Raw genomic sequence first — 19,225 nt, forward strand, 5'->3', positions numbered from 1 at the left:
GAGTGGCCACTTCCGCACACCCCCCACGTCGAGTGGCCACTTCCGCACACCCCCCCAACGTCGAGTGGCCACTTCCGCACACCCCCCAACGGGACGGTGGTCAGCCGGCGCCGTCCTCGGGGCGCTCGGAGAGCAGCCGCAGCAGCGGGTCAGCGGAGGAGGCCCGGAGCCGGCCGCTCAGCAGCGCCCGCTGGGCGGTCGCGCGGGCCAGCGCGAGGTAGGTCGGGCGGATGTCCGGCGCCATCGCACGCAGCACCTCAACGTGCCCGGCCACCGTGCCCGCGTCCCCGCGCGCCACCGGTCCGGTGAGCGCCGCGTCGCCCAGCCGTAGCGTGTTGGACAGCGCCGCCGTGAGGAGCGGCTCGAGCAGCCGGGCCGGATCCTCGACCCCGGCCGCGCCGAGCAGCTCCAGCGACTGCGCGACCAGGGTGACGAGGTGGTTCGCCCCGTGCGTGAGCGCCGCGTGGTAGAGCACGCGCTCCTCCTCGGGGACCCACACGGGGTCACCGCCCATCTCGATGACGAGCGCCTCGGCGAGAGGCCGCGCGAGGTCCACGGTCGTGATGCCGAAGCAGCAGTCCTGCAGCCGTTCGACGTCCATCGCCGTGCCGGTGAAGGTCATGGCGGGATGCAGGGCCAGCGGGATGATCTCGCTCCCCGCCGCCGCCTCGAAGAGCGCGATCCCGTGTGCCCCGGAGGTGTGCAGCACGAGCTGCCCAGGGGTGAAGGTCCCCGTGGTAGCGAGCCCGGCCACGAGCTCCTCGAGCGCGTCGTCGGGCACGGCGAGCACGACGAGGTGCGCGCCGCCCACGACCTCGGGGATCGCGCGCACCGGCGCCCCGGGGAGCAGGGCCGCGGCCCGCCGCAGCGACGCCTCGCTCACGGCGGAGACGCCGGTGACGCGGTGCCCGGCCCGCGCGAGCGCGGCCCCCAGCACGGCCCCGACCCGACCCGCGCCGACGATCCCCACGTCGAAACGGGCGGGACGCTCGGCCGGGGTGCTCATCCTCGGGAGGCTATCCCCTACAGTCCCGAGCGTGGAGCCGGTGACGTGGCGGGAGGCCTGGCACGAGGCGCTGTATGCCGCCGGGTCCGGCTTCTACGTCGCGGCGGGTGGCCCGGTCGCGCACTTCGCGACGGCGGCCTCCGGCCCGGCGCGCGAGGTCCTCGCCGCGGCGCTGCTGCGGCTCGTCGACCACCGCCCGCAGGTCATCGTCGACGTGGGGGCCGGTCGCGGCGAGCTAGCGACGGCGCTCCTCCACGCGGCGCAGGGGATCCTGCCCGAAGCCCGGCCCCTCCCCCCAGATATCTGGGGGGACGGATATCGCCAGGGCGATATCCCTCCCCCCAGATATCTGGGGGGAGGGGGGGTGCGGGTGGTCGCGGTCGACGTCACGCCCCGACCGCCGGAGCTCGATCCGCGGGTCGAGTGGCTGCGGTCCCCGGGTGGACCGGACCTGCCCGCGGACCTGCGCGACCTCGACGACGCCCTGGTCGTGGCCCACGAGTGGCTGGACGTCGTGCCGTGCACGATCGCCGAGGTCGGCGACGACGGCACGTTGCGCGAGGTCCTCGTCGACCCCCGGTCGGGCGCGGAGTCGCCCGGAGCACCCGTGGACGGGCCCGACCGCGACTGGGCCACCGCGCACTGGCCGCCCCGCGGGCCCGGCGACCGGATCGAGATCGGCCGGTCCCGCGACGAGGCATGGTCGGCCCTCGTCGACCGCGTGCGCTCCGGGGTGCTCGTCGCCGTCGACTACGGCCACACCCGCGCCAGCCGCCCGGCCGGCGGCACGCTCACGGCATACCGCCGTGGACGTGAGACTCGCCCCGTCCCCGACGGGTCCTGCGACCTCACCGCCCACGTCGCGATGGACTCCCTCGAGCACGACGACCTCGTCACCCAGCGGGACGCGCTGCGGCGGCTCGGCCTCACCGGACGACCCCCCGAGCTGGCGGGCGCCGCGAGCGACCCGGCCGCCTACCTCGTGGCGCTCGAGCGGTCCACGCACGAGGCCCACCTCATCGCCCCTGGCGGGTACGGCGCCTTCTGGTGGGCGGTCAGGCGGATCCCCGCCAACGCCGTACCCTGATCGGCATGCGCCGGCTGGTCCCGCTCCTGCTCGCCCTCGGACTGGTCGGCGGCCAGCCGGCCCTCGCAGCCGCGCACGAGGTGCTCGAGCGGACCGACCCCGCCGCCGGCACGACCGTCGAGCGCCTGCCGGCCGCGGTGCGCCTCACCTTCTCCGATCCCCCGCTCGCCGTCGGAGCCCAGGTGCTCGTCACCGGCCCCGTGGGCGACGTCGCCAGCGGCACGCCGTCCATCGAGGGTCGTGTGCTCAGCCAGCCGCTGCTGGACCGGGCACCGGCCGGCGACTACACCGTGACCTACCGCGTGACCGCCGAGGACGGCCACCCGGTCACCGGCACGTTCTCGTTCCACGCGACGGTGGGGCTCGACGGCTCGACCGCCACCGCGGGTGCCAGGGTGCCGGTGCGTGACGCCGGCCCCTCGGACGGCGCGTCGGGTCAGGAGTCCCAGCTCGTGCCGGTCATGCTCACCGTCGCCGGCGCGCTCGCGCTCGTGGCCGTCGGCGCCGTCGTCGTCATGCGCGGGCGACGCTGAGCGCTCGCGCCCGCGGGGGGCGGCATACTCGACCCATGACGGAGACCGGCGAGCGGCGCGCCCTCAGCGTGGGCGTCGGCGCCGGCGGCCTCGCGACGGCCGACATGGTGCTGAACATCGGGCCGCAGCACCCCGCGACGCACGGCGTCCTGCGGCTGCGGATCGTCGTCGACGGCGAGCGGATCGTCACCGCCGAGCCCATCGTCGGCTACATGCACCGGGGTGCCGAGAAGCTCTTCGAGGTGCGCGACTACCGACAGATCCTCGTCCTCGCGAACCGGCACGACTGGCTCTCCGCCTTCTCCAACGAGCTCGGGATCGTGCTCGGCGTCGAGCACCTGCTCGGGATGGCCGTCCCAGACCGCGCGGTGTGGGCGCGCACCCTCCTCGCCGAGCTCAACCGGGTCCTGAACCACCTGATGTTCCTCGGTTCCTACCCGCTCGAGCTGGGCGCCATCACCCCCGTCTTCCACGCGTTCCGGGAGCGCGAGGAGCTGCAGGCCGTCATGGAGGAGGCCTCCGGCGGGCGGATGCACTACATGTTCAACCGGGTCGGCGGGCTCAAGGAGGACCTGCCGGCCGGCTGGCTGGGCCGCGTCGAGGCGGCCATTGCGGGTGTGCGCCGGCGGCTGCCCGACCTCGAGCGGCTGCTCGTCGGCAACGAGATCCTCGAGGCCCGCACCCGCGGCGTGGGCGTGCTGCCGCTGGAGAGGGCGGCGGCATACGGCGTCTCGGGGCCCATCGCCCGGGCGAGCGGGCTCGACGTGGACCTGCGGCGGGATGCGCCCTACCTCGGCTATGCCGAGCTCTTCGGCCCGGGCGGTCCCGGCCGCGTGGTGACGCGGACGGCGGGGGACTGCCTGGCTCGCCTCGAAGTCCTCCTCGAGCAGGTGCACGTCAGCCTCGACCTCGCCGAGGCCGCCCTGGACCGGCTCAGGTCGCTGCCGCCCGGTCCGGTCAACGTGCGGCTGCCAAAGGTGCTCAAGGTGCCGGAGGGCGAGATCTACTCGGCCACCGAGAACCCGCTCGGGTTCAACGGCTACTACCTCGTCTCCCGGGGGGAGAAGACGCCGTGGCGGCTCAAGCTGCGCTCGGCGTCCTTCAGCAACGTGTCGGTGCTCGGCGAGATGCTCCCCGGGCAGCTCATCGCCGACATGGTGGCGATCCTCGGCTCGATGTTCTTCGTCGTCGGGGACATCGACAAGTGAGCCCGCCAGCCCGCGGCATCCGGATGCGCGCGCGCCTGACGCCGGCCGGGATGCTGCGGGCCGCCGCCGTCTCCGTCGTCACGGTGACGGTCACGCTGGCCGGCGCATGCTCCGACGAGGACACGGTCGACACCGTCCCGCCACCGCGGCCCAACCCCACGACCCACAGCCAGCCGCTCGGGCCGTCGGCCGTGCCCACGCACACGCCCGCGCCCCCGCCCAGCGGCCGACGCTGACCCGGGTCGGGACGAAACTGGCCACTCGACGTCGAGAGAAGGCCCGGGTCGGGACGAAACTGGCCACTCGACGTCAGGCCCGCAGCGGCGCCTCGTCGTCGTCCTGCTCGTCGTCGCGGCGCCGGACCCGGCACATCCACTGGACGAGCATCCCGGCCACGGCCAGCAGCACCGCGATCCCGGCGTGGACGAGGAACGGCCAGATCCGGCCACGCTGCGACTCGACGTCGGAGTCGGGCAGCAGGACGAGGACGTGCGCGACGTACCACCCCACGAGCAGCGCGCCCGTCAGCGCGCCCGCCTGACCGAGCACCAGGGTCCGGGCGGCCCGCAGCGGGCTGATGTGGCGCTCCGCGGCCCCGTCGCGCACCTTCTTGACCTGCCAGCCGGCCCCGAGCAGGCCACCGGCGAGGAAGAGCATGACCACGGCCCCGATCCACGGGGGGTCGGCGGGGACCCCGCCTCCGGACACCCACCAGCGCAGCCCCAGCCAGCCGACGAGCGTCGTGGCGACGGCGGCGAGGACGAGCGTCGAGGCGCGCAGCCCCACGTGCGGCGTCATGGCGCCGCCCAGGCGGGGCCAGGACGCACGCCGGAGGTGTCAAGTCCCGCCAGGAGGTCGACAACCGGCCGTATGCCGTCGTCCCCCGCGCCGACACGCAGCCGCGCCTCGGGGTCGGCGGCGTGCCAGGGGACGAGGACGAAGGCACGCTCGGCCGCGCGCGGGTGCGGCAGCGTGAGCTTCGGCCCGGTCGCCCGCACCTCGGTCGCCGCCCCGGGCGTGCCGTACTGGATGAGGTCGAGGTCGAGGGTCCGCGCCCCCCAGCGGACCTCGCGCGTGCGGCCGTGGGCGGCCTCGATGCGGTGCAGCTCCTGCAGCAGGTGGGCGGCGGGGATCGAGGTGCGCCCGAGCAGGACGGCGTTGAGGAAGGGCGGCTGCTCCGGTCCACCGACCGGGTCGGTCTCCACGAGGGGCGAGACCGCCGTGATCGTGAAGCCGGGCAGCTCGCGAAGCGCCGCGACGGCCTGGGCGAGCGTGGCGCCCCGGTCACCGAGGTTGGCACCCAGCGCGACGACGGCCCGCGGCGAGTTCGTGCGCCGCACGTGCACGCGCACGTCGCCGAACGGCTGCCCCACGGGCGCCTCCGGCTTGTGTACGACGACCTCCACGGCGGCGACCAGCTCGTGGAGGAGCACGTCGTCGGCGATGAGCTCGGCGAGCCGCTCGATGAGGTCGACGGAGGGGCCCGTGATGCGGGCGACCACGGCGGCGGCCACCTCGGCGTAGTTGACGGTCGCGCCGAGGTCGTCGCTCCGCCCCGGCCGGGACAGGTCGAGCTCCAGCACGACGTCGACGACGAAGGTCTGCCCGTCCCTCTTCTCGTCCGCGAGCACGCCGTGGTGGCCGCGGGCGCGGACTCCTTCGAGCACGATGCGGTCGCTCACGCGGGCCCCTCCTCCGGAGCGTGCTCCATGGCGGCCTCGACGACGGCGATCGCCCGCACGGTCGAGGCGACGTCGTGGACCCGGACGCACCAGAGCCCGGCCATGGCGGCGAGCACCGACGTGGCGGTGGTCTCCACGTCGCGCTCGGCCGGCGGCCGCAGCGGCTCCCCCGGGTGACGGCCGAGCCGGCCGAGGAACGTCTTGCGCGAAGCCCCGAGCAGCAGCGGGTGCCCGAGGCCGTGGAGCACGGGCAGGGCGGCGAGGAGCGCCCAGTTGTGCTCGGCGGTCTTGGCGAAGCCAAGCCCGGGATCGAGCACGAGGAGGTCCTGCCTGATGCCGGCCGCAAGGAGGGCGTCGCGGCGCTCGGCGAGTTCACGGCATACGTCCGCGACGACGTCGTCGTAGACGGCGCGGGACTGCATCGACGTGCTGTGGCCGCGCCAGTGCATGGCGACGAACGCCAGCCCGGCATGCGCCACCCAGGGGACCATGGACTCGTCGGCGAGGCCGCCGGAGACGTCGTTGACGATGGCCGCCCCCGCCTCGACCGCCGCACGAGCCACCTCGGCGCGCATCGTGTCGACGGAGACGACGGCCCCCTCGGCGGCGAGGGCCCGGACGACGGGGACGACGCGGCGCAGCTCCTCCTCGACGGAGGGGCGCTCGGCGCCTGGGCGCGTCGACTCGCCGCCGACGTCGACGAGGTCGGCGCCCGCCGCGAGGACGTCGAGGCCGTGCCGCACGGCCGCATCCGGCTCGAACCACTCGCCGCCGTCGGAGAAGGAGTCAGGGGTGACGTTGACCACGCCCATGACGAGCGTGCGCTCGCGCTGGGCGAGCAGGTCGGCGGCGCTCACCGGCTCATCCTGCCGCGCCCGGCACGATCCTGCAGAGAACTCACTTGTTGCCCTCGAGCATGAGCGCCATCGCCTCTGCTCGAGTGGCGGGGTCGCGCAGCTGGCCGCGGACCGCGGAGGTGATGGTGCTGGCCCCCGGCTTGCGGATGCCGCGCATCGACATGCACAGGTGCTCGGCCTGCACGACGACGATGGCGCCCTGGACACCGAGGTGCTCCACGAGGGCGTCGGCGATCTGGGAGGTGAGGCGCTCCTGGACCTGCGGTCGCCGGGCGAAGACCTCGACAAGCCGGGCGAGCTTGGACAGCCCGGTCACGCGGCCGTCCTTGGCTGGGATGTAGCCCACGTGCGCCACCCCGTGGAAGGGCACGAGGTGGTGCTCGCACGTGCTGTAGAGCTCGATGTCGCGCACGAGGATGAGCTCCTCGTGGTCGATCGCGAAGGTCGCGCTGAGCGCCTCCTCGGCCGACATGTCCAGCCCCGCGAAGATCTCACCATAGGCCCGGGCCACCCGGGCGGGGGTGTGCTCCAGCCCCTCCCGGTCCGGGTCCTCGCCGACGGCGAGGAGCAGCTCACGGACCGCGGCCTCGGCGCGCGCGTGGTCGACCGGCACGCTCAGTGCCTCTCGCCGGGATTGACCGGCTGGTCCTGCGGGACCTCGATGACCTGGGTCGGCGGGTGCTCCTCGACCGCGGGGTCCGCCCCCACCGAGGCCGCCTCGTCGATCTGCTTCTCCACCCGGGGGTCAGCCGGGGCCGGCGGCGGCAGATGGCCGTTCTGGGACGCGGCGGCGAGCTCCGCCGGAGTCATGACCGGCGGGCGGTCGCTGAGGGTGCGGGTCTGGGACGACAGCCACGTCGGCCGCTTCGGCGCCTTGGTGATGTCGGTGAACAGCTTGGCCAGCTCCGCCTGGCCCAGCGTCTCGCGCTCGAGCAGCTCGAGGACGAGCCGGTCGAGGACGTCGCGGTTGGCGTTGACGATGCTGTAGGCCTCGTCGTGGGCGTTGTCGATCAGCTTGCGCACCTCCTCGTCGACGATCCGTGCGACGTCCTCGGAGTAGTCGCGCTGGTGGCCCATGTCCCGGCCGAGGAAGACCTCGCCGTTGCTCTGGCCGAGCTTGATGGCCCCGACCCGCTCGGACATGCCGTATTCGGTGATCATCTTGCGGGCCATCCCGGTGGCCTTCTCGATGTCGTTGCTCGCGCCGGTCGTGGGCTCGTGGAAGACGATCTCCTCCGCGACGCGGCCACCTAGGGCGTAGGAGAGCTGGTCGAGGATCTCGTTGCGGGTCGTGGAGTACTTGTCGTCGACGGGCATGACCATGGTGTAGCCGAGCGCGCGGCCCCGCGGCAGGATCGTCACCTTGGTGACCGGGTCGGTGTGGTTGAGCGCCGCGGCGACGAGGGCGTGCCCACCCTCGTGGTATGCCGTGATCTTGCGCTCCTTGGCCGACATGATGCGGGTGCGCTTCTGCGGGCCGGCGATGACGCGGTCGATGGCCTCGTCGAGGGCCGCGTTGTCGATGATCTTCTTGTCGCTGCGCGCCGTGAGCAGCGCGGCCTCGTTGAGCACGTTGGCGAGGTCGGCGCCGGTGAAGCCCGGCGTGCGGCGGGCGACGGCGAGCAGGTCGACGTCGGGCGCCATCGGCTTGCCCTGGGCATGGACCTCGAGGATGCGGTGGCGGCCGATCATGTCGGGGGCGTCGACGGCGATCTGCCGGTCGAAGCGTCCGGGGCGCAGCAGGGCGGGGTCGAGGATGTCGGGCCGGTTGGTGGCCGCGATGAGGATGACGTTGGTCTTGACGTCGAAGCCGTCCATCTCGACGAGCAGCTGGTTGAGCGTCTGCTCCCGCTCGTCGTGCCCGCCGCCGAGCCCGGCCCCGCGGTGCCGGCCCACGGCGTCGATCTCGTCGACGAAGACGATGGCCGGCGCGTTGGCCTTGGCCTGGTCGAAGAGGTCCCGGACCCGCGAGGCGCCGACGCCGACGAACATCTCGACGAAGTCGGAGCCGGAGATGGAGTAGAACGGCACGCCGGCCTCACCCGCGACCGCCCGCGCGAGGAGGGTCTTGCCGGTGCCCGGCTGTCCGTAGAGGAGCACGCCCTTGGGGATCTTCGCGCCCACGGCGAGGAACTTGGCCGGCTCCTGGAGGAACTCCTTGATCTCCTGCAGCTCCTCGATGGCCTCGTCGCACCCGGCCACGTCGGCGAAGGTGACCTTGGGGGTGTCCTTGGTCGCCAGCTTGGCCCGGGACTTGCCGAACTGCATGACGCGGTTGCCGCCGCCCTGCATCTGGCCCATGAGGAACCAGAAGAGGCCGAGGATGATGATGATCGGCAGGACCGACGCGAGCAGCGTGCCGAGCCAGCTGGGCTGCTCGATCTGGTCGTCGACGCCGCGCGGCGGAGGCGTGGAGTTGAGCGCGTTGACGACCTCGTCGCCGCGGGCGAGGACGTAGTAGGCGTAGACGGTCTTGGCGTCCTTGACCCGGCTGTCGCTCGAGGTGTAGGGCGTCTTCAGCGTCAGCTCCATGCGCTCGTTGTTGAGCAGCTTGGCCGACTCGACGTTGCCGGAGGTGATCTGCTTCATCGCCTCCGACGTGTCGATGCGCGGCGCCCCGGAGCCGGAGAACATCATCCCGACGACAAGCGCGGTGATGAGGACGAGGATCCACACCAGCGGCGTGCGAAGTATGCGCTTTGCGTCCATGTGCGTGCGAGGCGGAGCGCCCCGGTCCTCCTGCTCATCTGGTCAAGGTGTCGCCCCGACAACGTGCGACCCACTACCAGTGTTCCGCATCCCGCACCCACCCGTGCAGGCGGGCCACCCGTCCCGGCGGCGGAGACACGGCGGAGACACGGCGGGGACACGGCGGGGACGGGCCCGGTGTCAGGCGTAGACGTGCGGGGCGAGGGTGGCGACACAGCGCAGGTTGCGGTACTTCTCGGCGTAGTCGAGGCCGTAGCCGACGACGAACTCGTTGGGGATGTCGAACCCGACGTATCGGACGGGGATGTCGACCTTGACGACGTCGGGCTTGCGCAGGAGCGTGCAGATCTCGACCGACGCGGGCCTGCGCGACTCGAGGTTGGCCCTGATCCACGACAGCGTCAGGCCGGAGTCGATGATGTCCTCGACGATGAGCACGTGCTTGCCGGTGATGTCGACGTCGAGGTCCTTGAGGATCCGCACGACGCCGGAGCTCTTGGTGCCCGAGCCGTAGGAGGAGACGGCCATCCAGTCCATGGGGGCCGTGCCCGGCAGGGCCCGCATGAGGTCGGCCATGACGACGACCGCGCCCTTCAGCACGCCGACGAGGAGCAGGTCCTTGCCCTCGTAGTCGCGCCAGATCTCGGCGGCGAGCTCGGCGAGCCGGGCCTGGATCTGGTCCTCGGTGAAGAGGACCGTGGCCAGGTCGTCTCCCATGTGCTCGCGGTCCACGAAGGCTCCTCGTCTCGGTGGCCCCGGCACGGTCGCCTGGGCGGGACGGGCCTATTCAACCCCACTGCGCCGCCCAACCCCATCGCGCGGCCCCACCCCTCGCGCGGCCCAACCCCGCCGTGCGGTTCACACCGCACCGTGCAGCTCGGCCTCCGTGGGCAGCGGGCTGAAGCGGATGGCGGCCCGCTCCCGGGCCACGGCGATGCCGCCCGGCACGTGCAGCGGTCCCTGCCCGTGCCAGGAGGTGAGGAGCGCGTCGAGCGACTCCACGTGGGCGGCGCTGACGTCGCCGAGCGGCGCGCCCGCCTCGGCGGCGAGGATGCGCCACACCCGGGTCCGGATGGCGCGCGGCAGGGCGGCAAGCGCGTCGAGGTCGACACCGGGGTGGCCGGCGGCGGGAGGCAGGGTCGCGCGGGCCTCGTGCGCGAGGCACTCGAGGTGGTCGGCGTCCTCACGCAGCAGGTCGGCGCTGCGGGCGAGCGCCGCCCCGAACCCCGGCCCGAGCTCCCCCTCGAGGACCGCGAGCACCCGCCGGGCCCGGACTCGGCGGAACGAGTCGTCCTCGTTGTGCGGGTCCTCCCACGGCTCGATGCCGTATGCCGCGCACGCCGCCCGGGTCGTGGCGCGCGGCAGGGCGAGCAGGGGACGGACGAAGCGGTCCCGGCGGACCGGCATACCGGACAGGGACCGGGCACCGGAGCCCCGGGAGAGGCCGAGGAGCACCTGCTCGGCCTGGTCGTCGCGGGTGTGGCCCAGCAGCACGAGGCAGGCGTCGTGCCGGGCGGCGACCTCCTCGAGGGCGCAGAAGCGCGCCGCGCGCGCATCCGCCTCGAGCCCGGCGCCGGTGGTCGCCACGCTCGCCTGCAGCACCTCCACGGGGGTGAGCCCGAGCCGGGCGCACACCGCGGCCGCGCGCGCCGCCACGTCGGCCGAGCCGGCCTGCAGGCCGTGGTCGACGACGGCCGCGCCGGCTCGCAGGCCGGCACGCGGGGCCTCGAAGGCGAGGGCCGCCGCGAGGGCGACGGAGTCGGCGCCGCCGGAGCAGCCGACGAGGAGGAGCGAGCCGCGCGGCACGTCGGTGAGGTGCTCACGCACGGCGAGCCGGGTGGCGGCGACCGCGGGGTCGGGTCCGGTCATGGGTCAGCCGTGGACGCGGCGCACCCACGTGGCCGGCTCGAGGATCTCGGTGGCCTTCGGCAACGTCTCCGGAGAGGTCCACACGGCGTTCAGGCCCTCGCGACCGACCTGCGCCATGACCGCGCGCACGAAGACCGCGCCGTCACGGTACTGCCGCAGCTTGGCCTCGAGGCCGAGCAGCTTGCGCAGGATCCGGTCGATGCCCACCGAGCTGCCGCGGCGGCGCTCGAACCGCTCCCGGATGGTGGCGACCGTCGGGATGACCCGCGGGCCCACGTCGTCCGTGATCACCTCGGCGTGCCCCTCGAGCAGGGACATGACCGCGGTGAGCTCAGCCAGCCGGGCCTTCTGCTCCGGCGTCGCGAGCAGCTGCCCCAGGCCCTCGCCGGAGCGAAGGGTCTCGGGCAGGGCCCGGGTGAGCTGCTCGAAGCGCCGCGCGAGGTCCTCGGGCGTCGGCGCCATGTCGACGGCGAGCGCCTGGGAGGCGGCGAGCAGGTGCTCGCGCAGCCACGGCACGGCCGTGAACTGCACCCGGTGCGTCTCCTCGTGCATGGCGACCCAGCGCCGGAAGTCGTGGGGGTCGACCTCGAGAGCCCGCTCGACCGCGACGACGTTGGGGGCGACGAGGAGCAGCCGCGGGGTGCCCTGCGGGGCGAGGTCGTACTGCCCGAGGACCTTGGAGGACAGGAACGCGAGCAGCCCGCCCATCTCGGCGCCGGTGACCTTGCCCCCGATGGCGACCGCGGCCGGGCCGGGCCGCAGGCCCTTGCGGGCGGTCAGCTTGGCGATGACGGGGGCGAGCATGGCCTCGAAGGAGTCGACGTTGGCCGAGATCCAGCCGGCCCGGTCGACCACGAGCGGGGGCGGCGCGTCCTGCGGCGCGCGCACGCCGGAGGTCTCGGCGACGGGCGCCACCGCCTCGGCCGCGGCGGCCCGCAGGTCGGCGACGATGTCGGCCGCCTCACCGGCGCTGACCTGGGGCCCGGCCTTGACGAGGTTGCGTCCGGCCCGCTTGGCGAACCGGTAGTCGACGTATGCCGCGGGGGCCGAGCCCGTGCCTTCGGTCGTGCCTTCGGTCGTGCCTTCGGTCGTGCCTTGGGTCATGCCTGCTCTCCCTGCCAGAAGATGTCGATCGAGCCCGTGGACCCGGCGGACGCCTCGGGGCGACGCGTCAGCGGCAGCCGCACGAGGCCAGCACCGCCACGAGACGGTCCAACGCCGCCCTCGCCTCGTAAGTTCCCGCGCGGCCCACGAGGCCGGCGAAGACGAGCAGCCGCCCGCTGTCGTCGACCACGCTACCCGCGAGCCCGGTGGCGCCGGTGAGGGTGCCGGTCTTGGCCCGCGCTCGTCCCGCCGCCGCTCCCTCGGGGCCGGCGCCGAAGCGGCCCGCCAGGGTGCCGGTGAGGCCGGCCACGGGCAGGCCGTCGAGCGCGGCGCGCAGCACCGGGGAGGAGCCGTCGTGGCCGCGAACGAGGATGTCGGCGAGCAGCCGCGCGGTGACTCGGTTCTCGCGCGAGAGCCCGCTGGCGTCCCTCAGGTCGGCACCCGTGGTGTCGATGCCGAGGGAGGCGACCCGGGTGACGACCCAGCGGCCGGTGGCCGGGAAGTCCGTGCCGGCGCCGGACCGGAAGGCTGCCTGGCGGGCGAGGACCTCGGTGAGGGCGTTGTCGGAGTCGGTCATCGCGAGCGCGAGCTGCTCGCCGACGGGCGCGGACTCGACGCTGCCGAGCAGGACGGCGCCCGGGGCGGCGGCGACCTGGCCCGGCAGCGAGATCACTTTGATGCCTCGCTCGGTGAGACGCGCGGCGAAGGCTGCCTGGGTGGCCGCGACCGGGTCGGCCGGCCCCGGGTGCCCCGGGGTGGCCCGCTGGTCGGAGCGACCGAGCATGGCGACGGAGCCGGTGATGCCGAGGGGGCGGAACGCGGGGTCCCAGGTGGCTGCCGTGACCGGCCCGGGGGCGAAGGACCGGTCGACCGAGAGCCGCACCGACCGGACCGACCGGGCGCGCAGAGCGGCCGCCACCTGGTCGGCGAGGTCCGCCAGACCCGCCCGCCCCGCCACCGCGTCGCGGATGCCGCGGCCGGGGGCGAGGAGCGAGTCCCCGCCGGCCACGAGCACGACCGCGTCCGCCGAGCCACCCTGGACCACTCGGGTGGTCATGGTCGCGTCGGCGTCGAGGACCGACCCCACGGCCGCCGCGGAGAGCAGCTTGGTCGTCGAGGCCGGCATCCGCCGCTCCGCTCCCCGCCGGTCGAGCAGCGGCGCACCGCTCTGGGCGTCGCGGACGACGAGGGCGGCGTCGGCGAGCGCGGGCAGCCGCAGGACCGGCTCGAGGGCGGAGCGCACGCCGGCCGCGGTGGGGGCGCGGACCCCGCCGGCCAGCCCGGGCAGCGGCAGCGCCGGCGCGGTGGGCAGGGTCGGCTGGGCCACGACCGGCAGCGTCCGCGTCCCCGGCGTCTCCGCCGGCGGAGGCGGCGGCAGCGGCCGGGTCGTGAGCAGGCCCGGGGCGGCGTCGACGACGTCGAGGGCGGCATACCCTCCGACCGCGAGGGCGGCCACGCCGAGACCCGCCACCCACCGCCGCACGCGCCGTCCTCCGTGTTCCTTGTCTCCCAGGCACCGCTCGGAAATGTCCGGGCGATGCGCAAGACTGTGCCGCAAGAGTCTGTCAGCAGCCGACCCACGTCATCGTCCGGGCGGCAGAGCCGAAGGGGAAGACGTGGAGTTCGACGTCACCATCGAGATCCCGAAGGGTCAGCGCAACAAGTACGAGGTCGACCACGAGACGGGACGGATCCGCCTCGACCGGTTCCTGTTCACCTCGATGGCCTACCCCACCGACTACGGCTACATCGAGCACACCCTCGGTGAGGACGGCGACCCGCTCGACGCGCTCGTGCTGCTGCCCGAGCCGACCTTTCCCGGCGTCGTGGTGCGGGTCCGCCCCGTCGGGATCTTCCACATGACCGACGAGGCCGGCGGCGACGACAAGGTGCTCTGCGTGCCCGCCGACCCGCGGACCGAGTCGATCCGCGACCTCGCCGACGTGGGGGACTTCACGCTCGGGGAGATCCAGCACTTCTTCGAGCACTACAAGGACCTCGAGCCCGGCAAGTCGGTCCAGGGCTCCGACTGGGCCGGCCGCGAGGACGCCGAGAAGGTCGTCGGGGACGCCTTCGAGCGGGCCTCCGAGGCGGGCCTGTCGACGGCCCGCTGGCAGGCCCCGCACTAGCACCCACCCGCTCCGCCCCCTCCTCCCCCGTCGAGTGGTCACTTGTGCACGCACGCCACCCCGTCGAGTGGCCACTTGTGCACGCACGCCACCCCGTCGAGTGGCCACTCGTGCACGCACGCCACCCCCCGCGTCGTGCCCCCCGGACGAAAATGACCACTCGACGCACGCCACCGCGCCCGGACCCGCACGAAACTGACCACTCGACACGGGGAGCCGGACGAACCTGACCACTCGCCCGGCGGTTGGAGCTAGAGGTCGCCGACCTCTTGCATAGGTTATCTATGTAAAATAGCCAGCGTGACGGAGCCGACCATGCTGGCCAACGACCTGCTCCGGTCGGCCGCCCGGCTCTCGCGCTGGGCCAGCCGCCATGCCTCGTTCGACGTGCCCTTCGCGCAGGCGCGGCTGCTTGCCCTCCTCGACGAGCTCGGCCCCTCCCGCGTCAGCGTGCTCGCGGCGGCGGACAACACGAGCCAGCCGACGATGACGACCCAGGTGCAGCGGGTGCAAGCGGCCGGCTGGGTGCGGCGCACGCCCGATCCGGACGACTCCCGGGCCACTCTCGTCTCCTTGACGCCGCAGGGACGAGAGGCGCTGGCCAGCGTGCGCCTCGCCCGCGGCGCGGTCCTGCAGCCGGCCCTCGAGCGGCTCCACGGACCGGCGATGGACCGGGTCCGGATCGCCGTGGACGTGCTCGACGAGCTGCTCCTGCTCGCGACGGCCAATCCCTCCTCCCCCCACCGAAAGGACGCGTGAGCCTCGCGATGTGGCGCCAACCCAGGACCGTCTGGTCCGTCGCCTTCGCCTGCGTGATCTCCTTCATGGGCATCGGCCTCGTCGATCCCATCCTCAAGCCCATCGCCGACGAGCTCGGCGCCGGCCCGTCGCAGGTGTCCCTGCTCTTCACCAGCTACATGGCGGTCATGGGCGTCGCGATGCTGGGGACCGGCTGGGTGTCGAGCCGGGTGGGGGCCAAGCGCACCCTGCTCGTCGGCCTCGCCCTGATCATCGTCGGCGCCTCGCTCGCCGGCAGCCAGGACACCGTCGGCGGCATCGTCGCCTTCCGCGCCCTGTGGGGCCTCGGCAACGCCCTCTTCATCGCGACCGCCCTCGCCACGATCGTGGGCGCGGCCGTGGGGTCCGTCGGGCAGGCCATCGTCCTCTACGAGGCCGCGCTCGGGGTCGGCATCGCCACTGGCCCCCTCGTGGGCGGCTGGCTCGGCGGGATCTCGTGGCGTTGGCCGTTCTTCGGCGTGGCGATCCTCATGGCCATCGCCCTGCTGGCCACCGCGGTCACCCTGCCGGCCACGCGTCCGGCCGCCACCCCGACAGCCCTGAGCGCCCCGCTCCGCGCCCTCGGGCATCGGGGGCTGCTCACCGTCGGCATCACCGCCCTGCTCTACAACTTCGGCTTCTTCACCCTGCTGGCCTTCACTCCCTTTCCCCTAGACCTGGGCGCCTTCTCCATCGGCCTCATCTTCTTCGGGTGGGGGCTGCTGCTCGCGATCACCTCGGTGTTCGTCGCGCCGTTGCTCCAGCGCCGGTTCGGCACGCTGCCCGGGATCGTGGGCGCGCTGCTCGGTTTCGCGGTGATCCTCGCGGTCATGGGCGTCGGCGCGCACTCCAAGCCCGTGCTCGTCGTCGGCGTCGTCGCCGCCGGCGCCTTCCTGGGCGTCAACAACACCCTCATCACCGAGACGGTCATGAAGGTCGCCCCGGTGGAGCGGGGGGTGGCCTCGGCGGCATACAGCTTCGTCCGGTTCGCGGGCGGCGCGGTCGCGCCGTGGCTCGCGGGCCAGCTCGGCGAGCGGTCGGTGCAGCTGCCCTTCTGGGTCGGCGCGGGCGCGGTGCTCCTCGCGGTGGCCGTGCTGCTCACGGCGCGCAGCTACCTGCGCGCCATCGACGCCGAGCCGGGCCACGGCGCCGAGCCGATTACCTCGCGGATCGAGGCCGAGGCGCTCACCGTCGGCGACGCCTGACGGCGGGGCCGGCGCTCTCGGGGATCCCCGCGCCACCTCAACCGCGGATCAGCTGGCGGATCAACTGGCACGAGGTGCAGCCCTGACAGCGCCAGGTGCAAGGTGATCTGCCAGTTGATCCCGCGGATGGCGGTCCGGCAGCAACCAGCAGCCCCCGCGCGGCGCCTCAGTGGAACGTGGCCGGGCGGCCGGCGCGGAGCGCGGCATACGCCTCCGGGTCGGCCTCCAGCGCGGCACGCCGCGCGCGGCGGCGGTAGCGCAGCGTCTGCGCGATCCCCAGCGCCCACACGGGATACTGCACGAGCATCGCGAGGCGGAACGCGTCGTGGTCCCACGCCGTGGGCCCGGCGGGCGCCACCCGGTCGAGGACGACCCCGACCAGCGCCACGGCCATGAGGGTCGCGACGAAGCCGCCGGTGTTGACGATGCCCGACGCGCTGCCGAGCCGGGTGGGCGGGTTGAAGGTGCGCGCCAGGTCGAAGCCGATCATCGACCCGGGCCCACCCATCGCGACAGCGACGACGAGCAGCGCGAGCACCCACACCGGTGCGGGGCCGGGCAGCGCGAGGACGACCGTCCACATGAGCATGCCGAGGCCGACGATGGCGAGCACGAGCGTGCTCCGCGAGAAAGGGAAGCGCATCGTCAGCGACCCGATGACCGGGCTGGTGATCATCGTCGTCACCGTCATGAGCATGAGCAGCGCGCTGGCCGTGAGCGGCGTCACGCCCTGCCCCGACAGGAGAAAGGGAAAGCCCCACAGCATCGTGAACATGTTCGCCGAGAACTGGGACGTGAAGTGGCTCCACAGCCCGAGCCGGGTGCCCGGGACGCGCCACGCGTTCGCCAGGGTGCGCGCCATGGCGCGCAGCCGCAGCTCGTCGCGGTCGTGGTCGGCATACGGGCTGTCCTTGACGACGACGACGAGCAGTATGCCGGTGAGCACCCCCAGCGAGGACGCGACGGCATACGACCTCGTCCAGCCGAAGGCGTGCAGCGCGGCGGCGAGCGGACCTGCGGCGGCGAGCGCCCCCAGCTGGCCGAGCAAGCCGGTCAGTTGCGTCACCATGGGCGTGCGGCGCGGCGAGAACCACAACGCGGCGAGTCGCAGCACGGAGATGAAGACCATCGCGTCGCCCATCCCGAGCAGCACCCGGCAGACGAGGGCAGCGGCGAATGAGTCGACGAAGGCGAAGGCGAACTGCGACGCCGTGAGCAGCGTCAGCCCCACGCCGAGCAGCCGCTTGGACCCGAAGCGGTCGAGCAGGGCGCCGACCGGCAGCTGCATGGCGGCATAGACGAACAGCTGCACGATGGTGAAGGTCGACAGCTGCGCGGAGCTGATGCCGAAGCGCTCGGCCGCCTGCAGGCCGGCCACGCCCAGCGAGGTCCGGTGGAAGACGGCGAGCACGTAGACGGCGATCGCGCTGGCCCACACGAGCCAGGCGCGGCGGCCGCCCACGGGGAAGTGCTGGACGGGATGCGCCATCATGCCGGGGCGGTCACGGGGCCGCCGGGTGCGTCGTCGACAGGCAGTCGACGATGGCCTTGGCGACGGTCTTGCTCATGTCCGGGTGGAAGACGCTCGGGATGATGTAGTTGGGGTTGAGCTGCTCGTCGGTGACGACGGAGGCGATCGCCTCGGCGGCCCGGATGAGCATCTGCGTCGTGACGTCGGTCGCGCGGGCGTCGAGCAGCCCCCGGAAGACGCCCGGGAAGGCGAGCACGTTGTTGATCTGGTTCGGGTAGTCGCTGCGGCCGGAGGCGACCACGGTGGCGTGCTGCGTCGCCTCGTAGATGTCGATCTCGGGGTCGGGGTTGGCCAGCGCGAAGACGATGCGCTGCTGCGCCATCTCCGGCAGCCACGCCGGCTCCAGGATGCGGGGGGCGCTGACGCCGATGAAGACGTCGGCGCCCTGCAGGCCGTCCCGCAGGGTGCCGCGCAGACCCCGGGGGTTGGTCTGCTCGGCCAGCGACCGCCACGCCGGGGTGAGGGACTCGTCGTCGCGGTGCAGCAGCCCCGGCCGGTCGTAGACGGTCACGTCGACGGCACCGGCGGCGAGGAGCAGCTGGACGATGGCCGACCCGGCCGCGCCGCCACCGGAGACGAGGATGCGCGCCTCCGGCAGCTTCTTGTCCACGCAGCGCAACGCGTTGGTCAGGGCGGCGAGCACCACGATGGCGGTGCCGTGCTGGTCGTCGTGGAAGACGGGGATGGACAGGCGCTCGCGCAGCCGGGCCTCGACCTCGAAGCAGCGGGGGGCGGCGATGTCCTCGAGGTTGATCCCGCCGAACCCGGGCGCGATGAGCTCGACGGTGCGCACGATCTCGTCGACGTCGGTGGTGTCGAGGCAGATCGGCCACGCGTCGATGTCGGCGAAGCGCTTGAAGAGGGCGGCCTTGCCCTCCATGACCGGCAGCGCGGCCATGGGGCCGATGTTGCCGAGACCGAGCACGGCGGAGCCGTCGGTCACGACGGCGACGGCGTTGCCCTTGATGGTCAGCTTGGGCACGTCCTCGGGGTGCTCCGCGAGCGCCTGGCTGACCCGGCCGACGCCCGGTGTGTAGGCCATGGCGAGGTCCTGGCGGTTGCGCAGGTTGACCTTGGACTCGACGCTGATCTTGCCGCCGAGGTGCAGCAGGAAGACCCGGTCGGACACCTTGTGGACCCGGACGCCCTCGAGGCTCTCGACGGCGTCGACGATCTCCTGCGAGTGGTCGGCGTCGGACGCCGAGCAGGTGAGGTCGATGACGAGCCGGTCGGGATGGGAGTCGACGATGTCGAGCGCCGTGGTGATCCCGCCCGCGTCGGCCACCTTGACCGCCAGGGCGCCGATGACTGCGGGGTCGGTCCCGGTGTGGAGGCGGACGGTGATCGAGTAGGAGGCGGTGGTGGCGCGGGCGCGTTGGATCGACTCAGTCACGAGTTCATCGTCCCACGGCGACCGGGCCCCGCCGGACCGCGTTCGCGGGGCGGCATACGCGGGCGGCATACGCCTCGGGACGACGGGCCGTATGCCGCCGATCGCCAGGCGGGGGACGCGAAGTCGCGCGCCGCG

The 19,225-nt window shown here is 73.6% G+C and carries 19 protein-coding genes; 7 read left to right on the plus strand and 12 right to left on the minus strand.

Going from position 1 to position 19,225, the window contains the following annotated elements; all coding sequences use genetic code 11:
• Window positions 1-100: 100 nt before the first annotated feature.
• The gene (locus VFJ94_RS13130; protein WP_325004666.1) at window positions 101-1,006 is read right to left on the minus strand and encodes a Rossmann-like and DUF2520 domain-containing protein; all 906 of its coding nucleotides are present in this window, start codon (window positions 1,004-1,006) and stop codon (window positions 101-103) included.
• A 31-nt stretch (window positions 1,007-1,037) separates the two neighbouring features.
• Here VFJ94_RS13130 and VFJ94_RS13135 point away from each other — a divergent pair, with 31 nt between their 5' ends.
• The 4 genes from VFJ94_RS13135 to VFJ94_RS13150 are packed head-to-tail and all read left to right on the plus strand — an operon-like array spanning window position 1,038 to window position 4,070.
• Window positions 1,038-2,093 (plus strand): SAM-dependent methyltransferase, encoded by a 1,056-nt coding sequence (locus VFJ94_RS13135; protein ID WP_325004667.1) that lies wholly within the window; start codon window positions 1,038-1,040, stop codon window positions 2,091-2,093.
• Window positions 2,094-2,098: 5 nt separating this feature from the next.
• Complete coding sequence (locus VFJ94_RS13140) at window positions 2,099-2,626, plus strand: copper resistance CopC family protein (protein ID WP_325004668.1); 528 nt, start codon at window positions 2,099-2,101, stop codon at window positions 2,624-2,626.
• A gap of 35 nt (window positions 2,627-2,661) precedes the next feature.
• The gene (locus VFJ94_RS13145) at window positions 2,662-3,834 is read left to right on the plus strand and encodes an NADH-quinone oxidoreductase subunit D (RefSeq protein ID WP_325004669.1); all 1,173 of its coding nucleotides are present in this window, start codon (window positions 2,662-2,664) and stop codon (window positions 3,832-3,834) included.
• The gene (locus VFJ94_RS13150; RefSeq protein WP_325004670.1) at window positions 3,831-4,070 is read left to right on the plus strand and encodes a hypothetical protein; all 240 of its coding nucleotides are present in this window, start codon (window positions 3,831-3,833) and stop codon (window positions 4,068-4,070) included. Before VFJ94_RS13145 ends, VFJ94_RS13150 begins: the two co-directional genes overlap by 4 nt.
• 73 nt (window positions 4,071-4,143) lie before the next feature.
• On the opposite strand, the gene VFJ94_RS13155 is transcribed toward VFJ94_RS13150, so the two are convergent.
• The 9 genes from VFJ94_RS13155 to dacB all read right to left on the minus strand — a co-directional run bounded on the left by VFJ94_RS13155 (window position 4,144) and on the right by dacB (window position 13,538).
• Complete coding sequence (locus VFJ94_RS13155) at window positions 4,144-4,632, minus strand: DUF3180 domain-containing protein (protein ID WP_325004671.1); 489 nt, start codon at window positions 4,630-4,632, stop codon at window positions 4,144-4,146.
• A complete protein-coding gene (gene folK, locus VFJ94_RS13160; protein WP_325004672.1) occupies window positions 4,629-5,516 on the minus strand; it encodes a 2-amino-4-hydroxy-6-hydroxymethyldihydropteridine diphosphokinase in 888 nt (295 codons plus the stop codon). Before folK ends, VFJ94_RS13155 begins: the two co-directional genes overlap by 4 nt.
• On the minus strand, window positions 5,513-6,328 hold the full coding sequence (gene folP, locus VFJ94_RS13165; RefSeq protein WP_325004689.1) for a dihydropteroate synthase: 816 nt from the start codon (window positions 6,326-6,328) through the stop codon (window positions 5,513-5,515). The genes folK and folP overlap by 4 nt, the downstream gene beginning before the upstream one ends.
• An 85-nt stretch (window positions 6,329-6,413) precedes the next feature.
• Window positions 6,414-6,992, minus strand: a complete 579-nt coding sequence (gene folE / locus VFJ94_RS13170) for a GTP cyclohydrolase I FolE (RefSeq protein WP_414654611.1) — start codon at window positions 6,990-6,992, stop codon at window positions 6,414-6,416.
• The gene (gene ftsH, locus VFJ94_RS13175; protein WP_325004674.1) at window positions 6,989-9,082 is read right to left on the minus strand and encodes an ATP-dependent zinc metalloprotease FtsH; all 2,094 of its coding nucleotides are present in this window, start codon (window positions 9,080-9,082) and stop codon (window positions 6,989-6,991) included. Before ftsH ends, folE begins: the two co-directional genes overlap by 4 nt.
• Before the next feature lie 180 nt (window positions 9,083-9,262).
• On the minus strand, window positions 9,263-9,814 hold the full coding sequence (hpt, locus tag VFJ94_RS13180; protein ID WP_325004675.1) for a hypoxanthine phosphoribosyltransferase: 552 nt from the start codon (window positions 9,812-9,814) through the stop codon (window positions 9,263-9,265).
• Window positions 9,815-9,940: 126 nt separating this feature from the next.
• Entirely contained in the window at window positions 9,941-10,951 is a 1,011-nt protein-coding gene (gene tilS / locus VFJ94_RS13185; protein WP_325004676.1) for a tRNA lysidine(34) synthetase TilS, read from the minus strand.
• A gap of 3 nt (window positions 10,952-10,954) precedes the next feature.
• Complete coding sequence (locus VFJ94_RS13190; RefSeq protein WP_325004677.1) at window positions 10,955-12,055, minus strand: zinc-dependent metalloprotease; 1,101 nt, start codon at window positions 12,053-12,055, stop codon at window positions 10,955-10,957.
• 67 nt (window positions 12,056-12,122) lie between these two features.
• Entirely contained in the window at window positions 12,123-13,538 is a 1,416-nt protein-coding gene (dacB, locus tag VFJ94_RS13195) for a D-alanyl-D-alanine carboxypeptidase/D-alanyl-D-alanine endopeptidase (protein WP_325004678.1), read from the minus strand.
• Between the two features lie 133 nt (window positions 13,539-13,671).
• On the opposite strand from dacB, the gene VFJ94_RS13200 reads away from it, so the two are divergent.
• The 3 genes from VFJ94_RS13200 (at window position 13,672) to VFJ94_RS13210 (ending at window position 16,166) form a co-directional block, all read left to right on the plus strand.
• The gene (locus VFJ94_RS13200; RefSeq protein ID WP_325004679.1) at window positions 13,672-14,184 is read left to right on the plus strand and encodes an inorganic diphosphatase; all 513 of its coding nucleotides are present in this window, start codon (window positions 13,672-13,674) and stop codon (window positions 14,182-14,184) included.
• Window positions 14,185-14,484: 300 nt separating this feature from the next.
• The gene (locus tag VFJ94_RS13205; protein ID WP_325004680.1) at window positions 14,485-14,943 is read left to right on the plus strand and encodes a MarR family winged helix-turn-helix transcriptional regulator; all 459 of its coding nucleotides are present in this window, start codon (window positions 14,485-14,487) and stop codon (window positions 14,941-14,943) included.
• Entirely contained in the window at window positions 14,940-16,166 is a 1,227-nt protein-coding gene (locus tag VFJ94_RS13210) for an MFS transporter (RefSeq protein WP_325004681.1), read from the plus strand. The genes VFJ94_RS13205 and VFJ94_RS13210 overlap by 4 nt, the downstream gene beginning before the upstream one ends.
• Window positions 16,167-16,332: 166 nt before the next feature.
• Here VFJ94_RS13210 and VFJ94_RS13215 read toward each other — a convergent pair whose 3' ends face one another.
• The gene (locus tag VFJ94_RS13215) at window positions 16,333-17,658 is read right to left on the minus strand and encodes an MFS transporter (protein WP_325004682.1); all 1,326 of its coding nucleotides are present in this window, start codon (window positions 17,656-17,658) and stop codon (window positions 16,333-16,335) included.
• A 10-nt stretch (window positions 17,659-17,668) separates the two neighbouring features.
• A complete protein-coding gene (locus VFJ94_RS13220; RefSeq protein WP_325004683.1) occupies window positions 17,669-19,090 on the minus strand; it encodes an NAD-dependent malic enzyme in 1,422 nt (473 codons plus the stop codon).
• Between the last annotated feature and the right edge of the window lie 135 nt (window positions 19,091-19,225).

This window comes from Intrasporangium sp. (genome assembly GCF_035688975.1).
Classification (GTDB): domain Bacteria; phylum Actinomycetota; class Actinomycetes; order Actinomycetales; family Dermatophilaceae; genus CALMNV01.

What these genes read in the sequence shown, in the direction of transcription:
- VFJ94_RS13130 (WP_325004666.1), bottom strand. Translation starts at nt 1,006, where the DNA reads ATGAGCACCCCGGCCGAGCGTCCCGCCCGTTTCGACGTGGGGATCGTC.
- VFJ94_RS13140 (WP_325004668.1), top strand. Translation starts at nt 2,099, where the DNA reads ATGCGCCGGCTGGTCCCGCTCCTGCTCGCCCTCGGACTGGTCGGCGGC.
- VFJ94_RS13145 (WP_325004669.1), top strand. Translation starts at nt 2,662, where the DNA reads ATGACGGAGACCGGCGAGCGGCGCGCCCTCAGCGTGGGCGTCGGCGCC.
- VFJ94_RS13155 (WP_325004671.1), bottom strand. Translation starts at nt 4,632, where the DNA reads ATGACGCCGCACGTGGGGCTGCGCGCCTCGACGCTCGTCCTCGCCGCC.
- folP (WP_325004689.1), bottom strand. Translation starts at nt 6,328, where the DNA reads ATGGGCGTGGTCAACGTCACCCCTGACTCCTTCTCCGACGGCGGCGAG.
- ftsH (WP_325004674.1), bottom strand. Translation starts at nt 9,082, where the DNA reads ATGGACGCAAAGCGCATACTTCGCACGCCGCTGGTGTGGATCCTCGTC.
- tilS (WP_325004676.1), bottom strand. Translation starts at nt 10,951, where the DNA reads ATGACCGGACCCGACCCCGCGGTCGCCGCCACCCGGCTCGCCGTGCGT.
- VFJ94_RS13190 (WP_325004677.1), bottom strand. Translation starts at nt 12,055, where the DNA reads ATGACCCAAGGCACGACCGAAGGCACGACCGAAGGCACGACCGAAGGC.
- VFJ94_RS13215 (WP_325004682.1), bottom strand. Translation starts at nt 17,658, where the DNA reads ATGATGGCGCATCCCGTCCAGCACTTCCCCGTGGGCGGCCGCCGCGCC.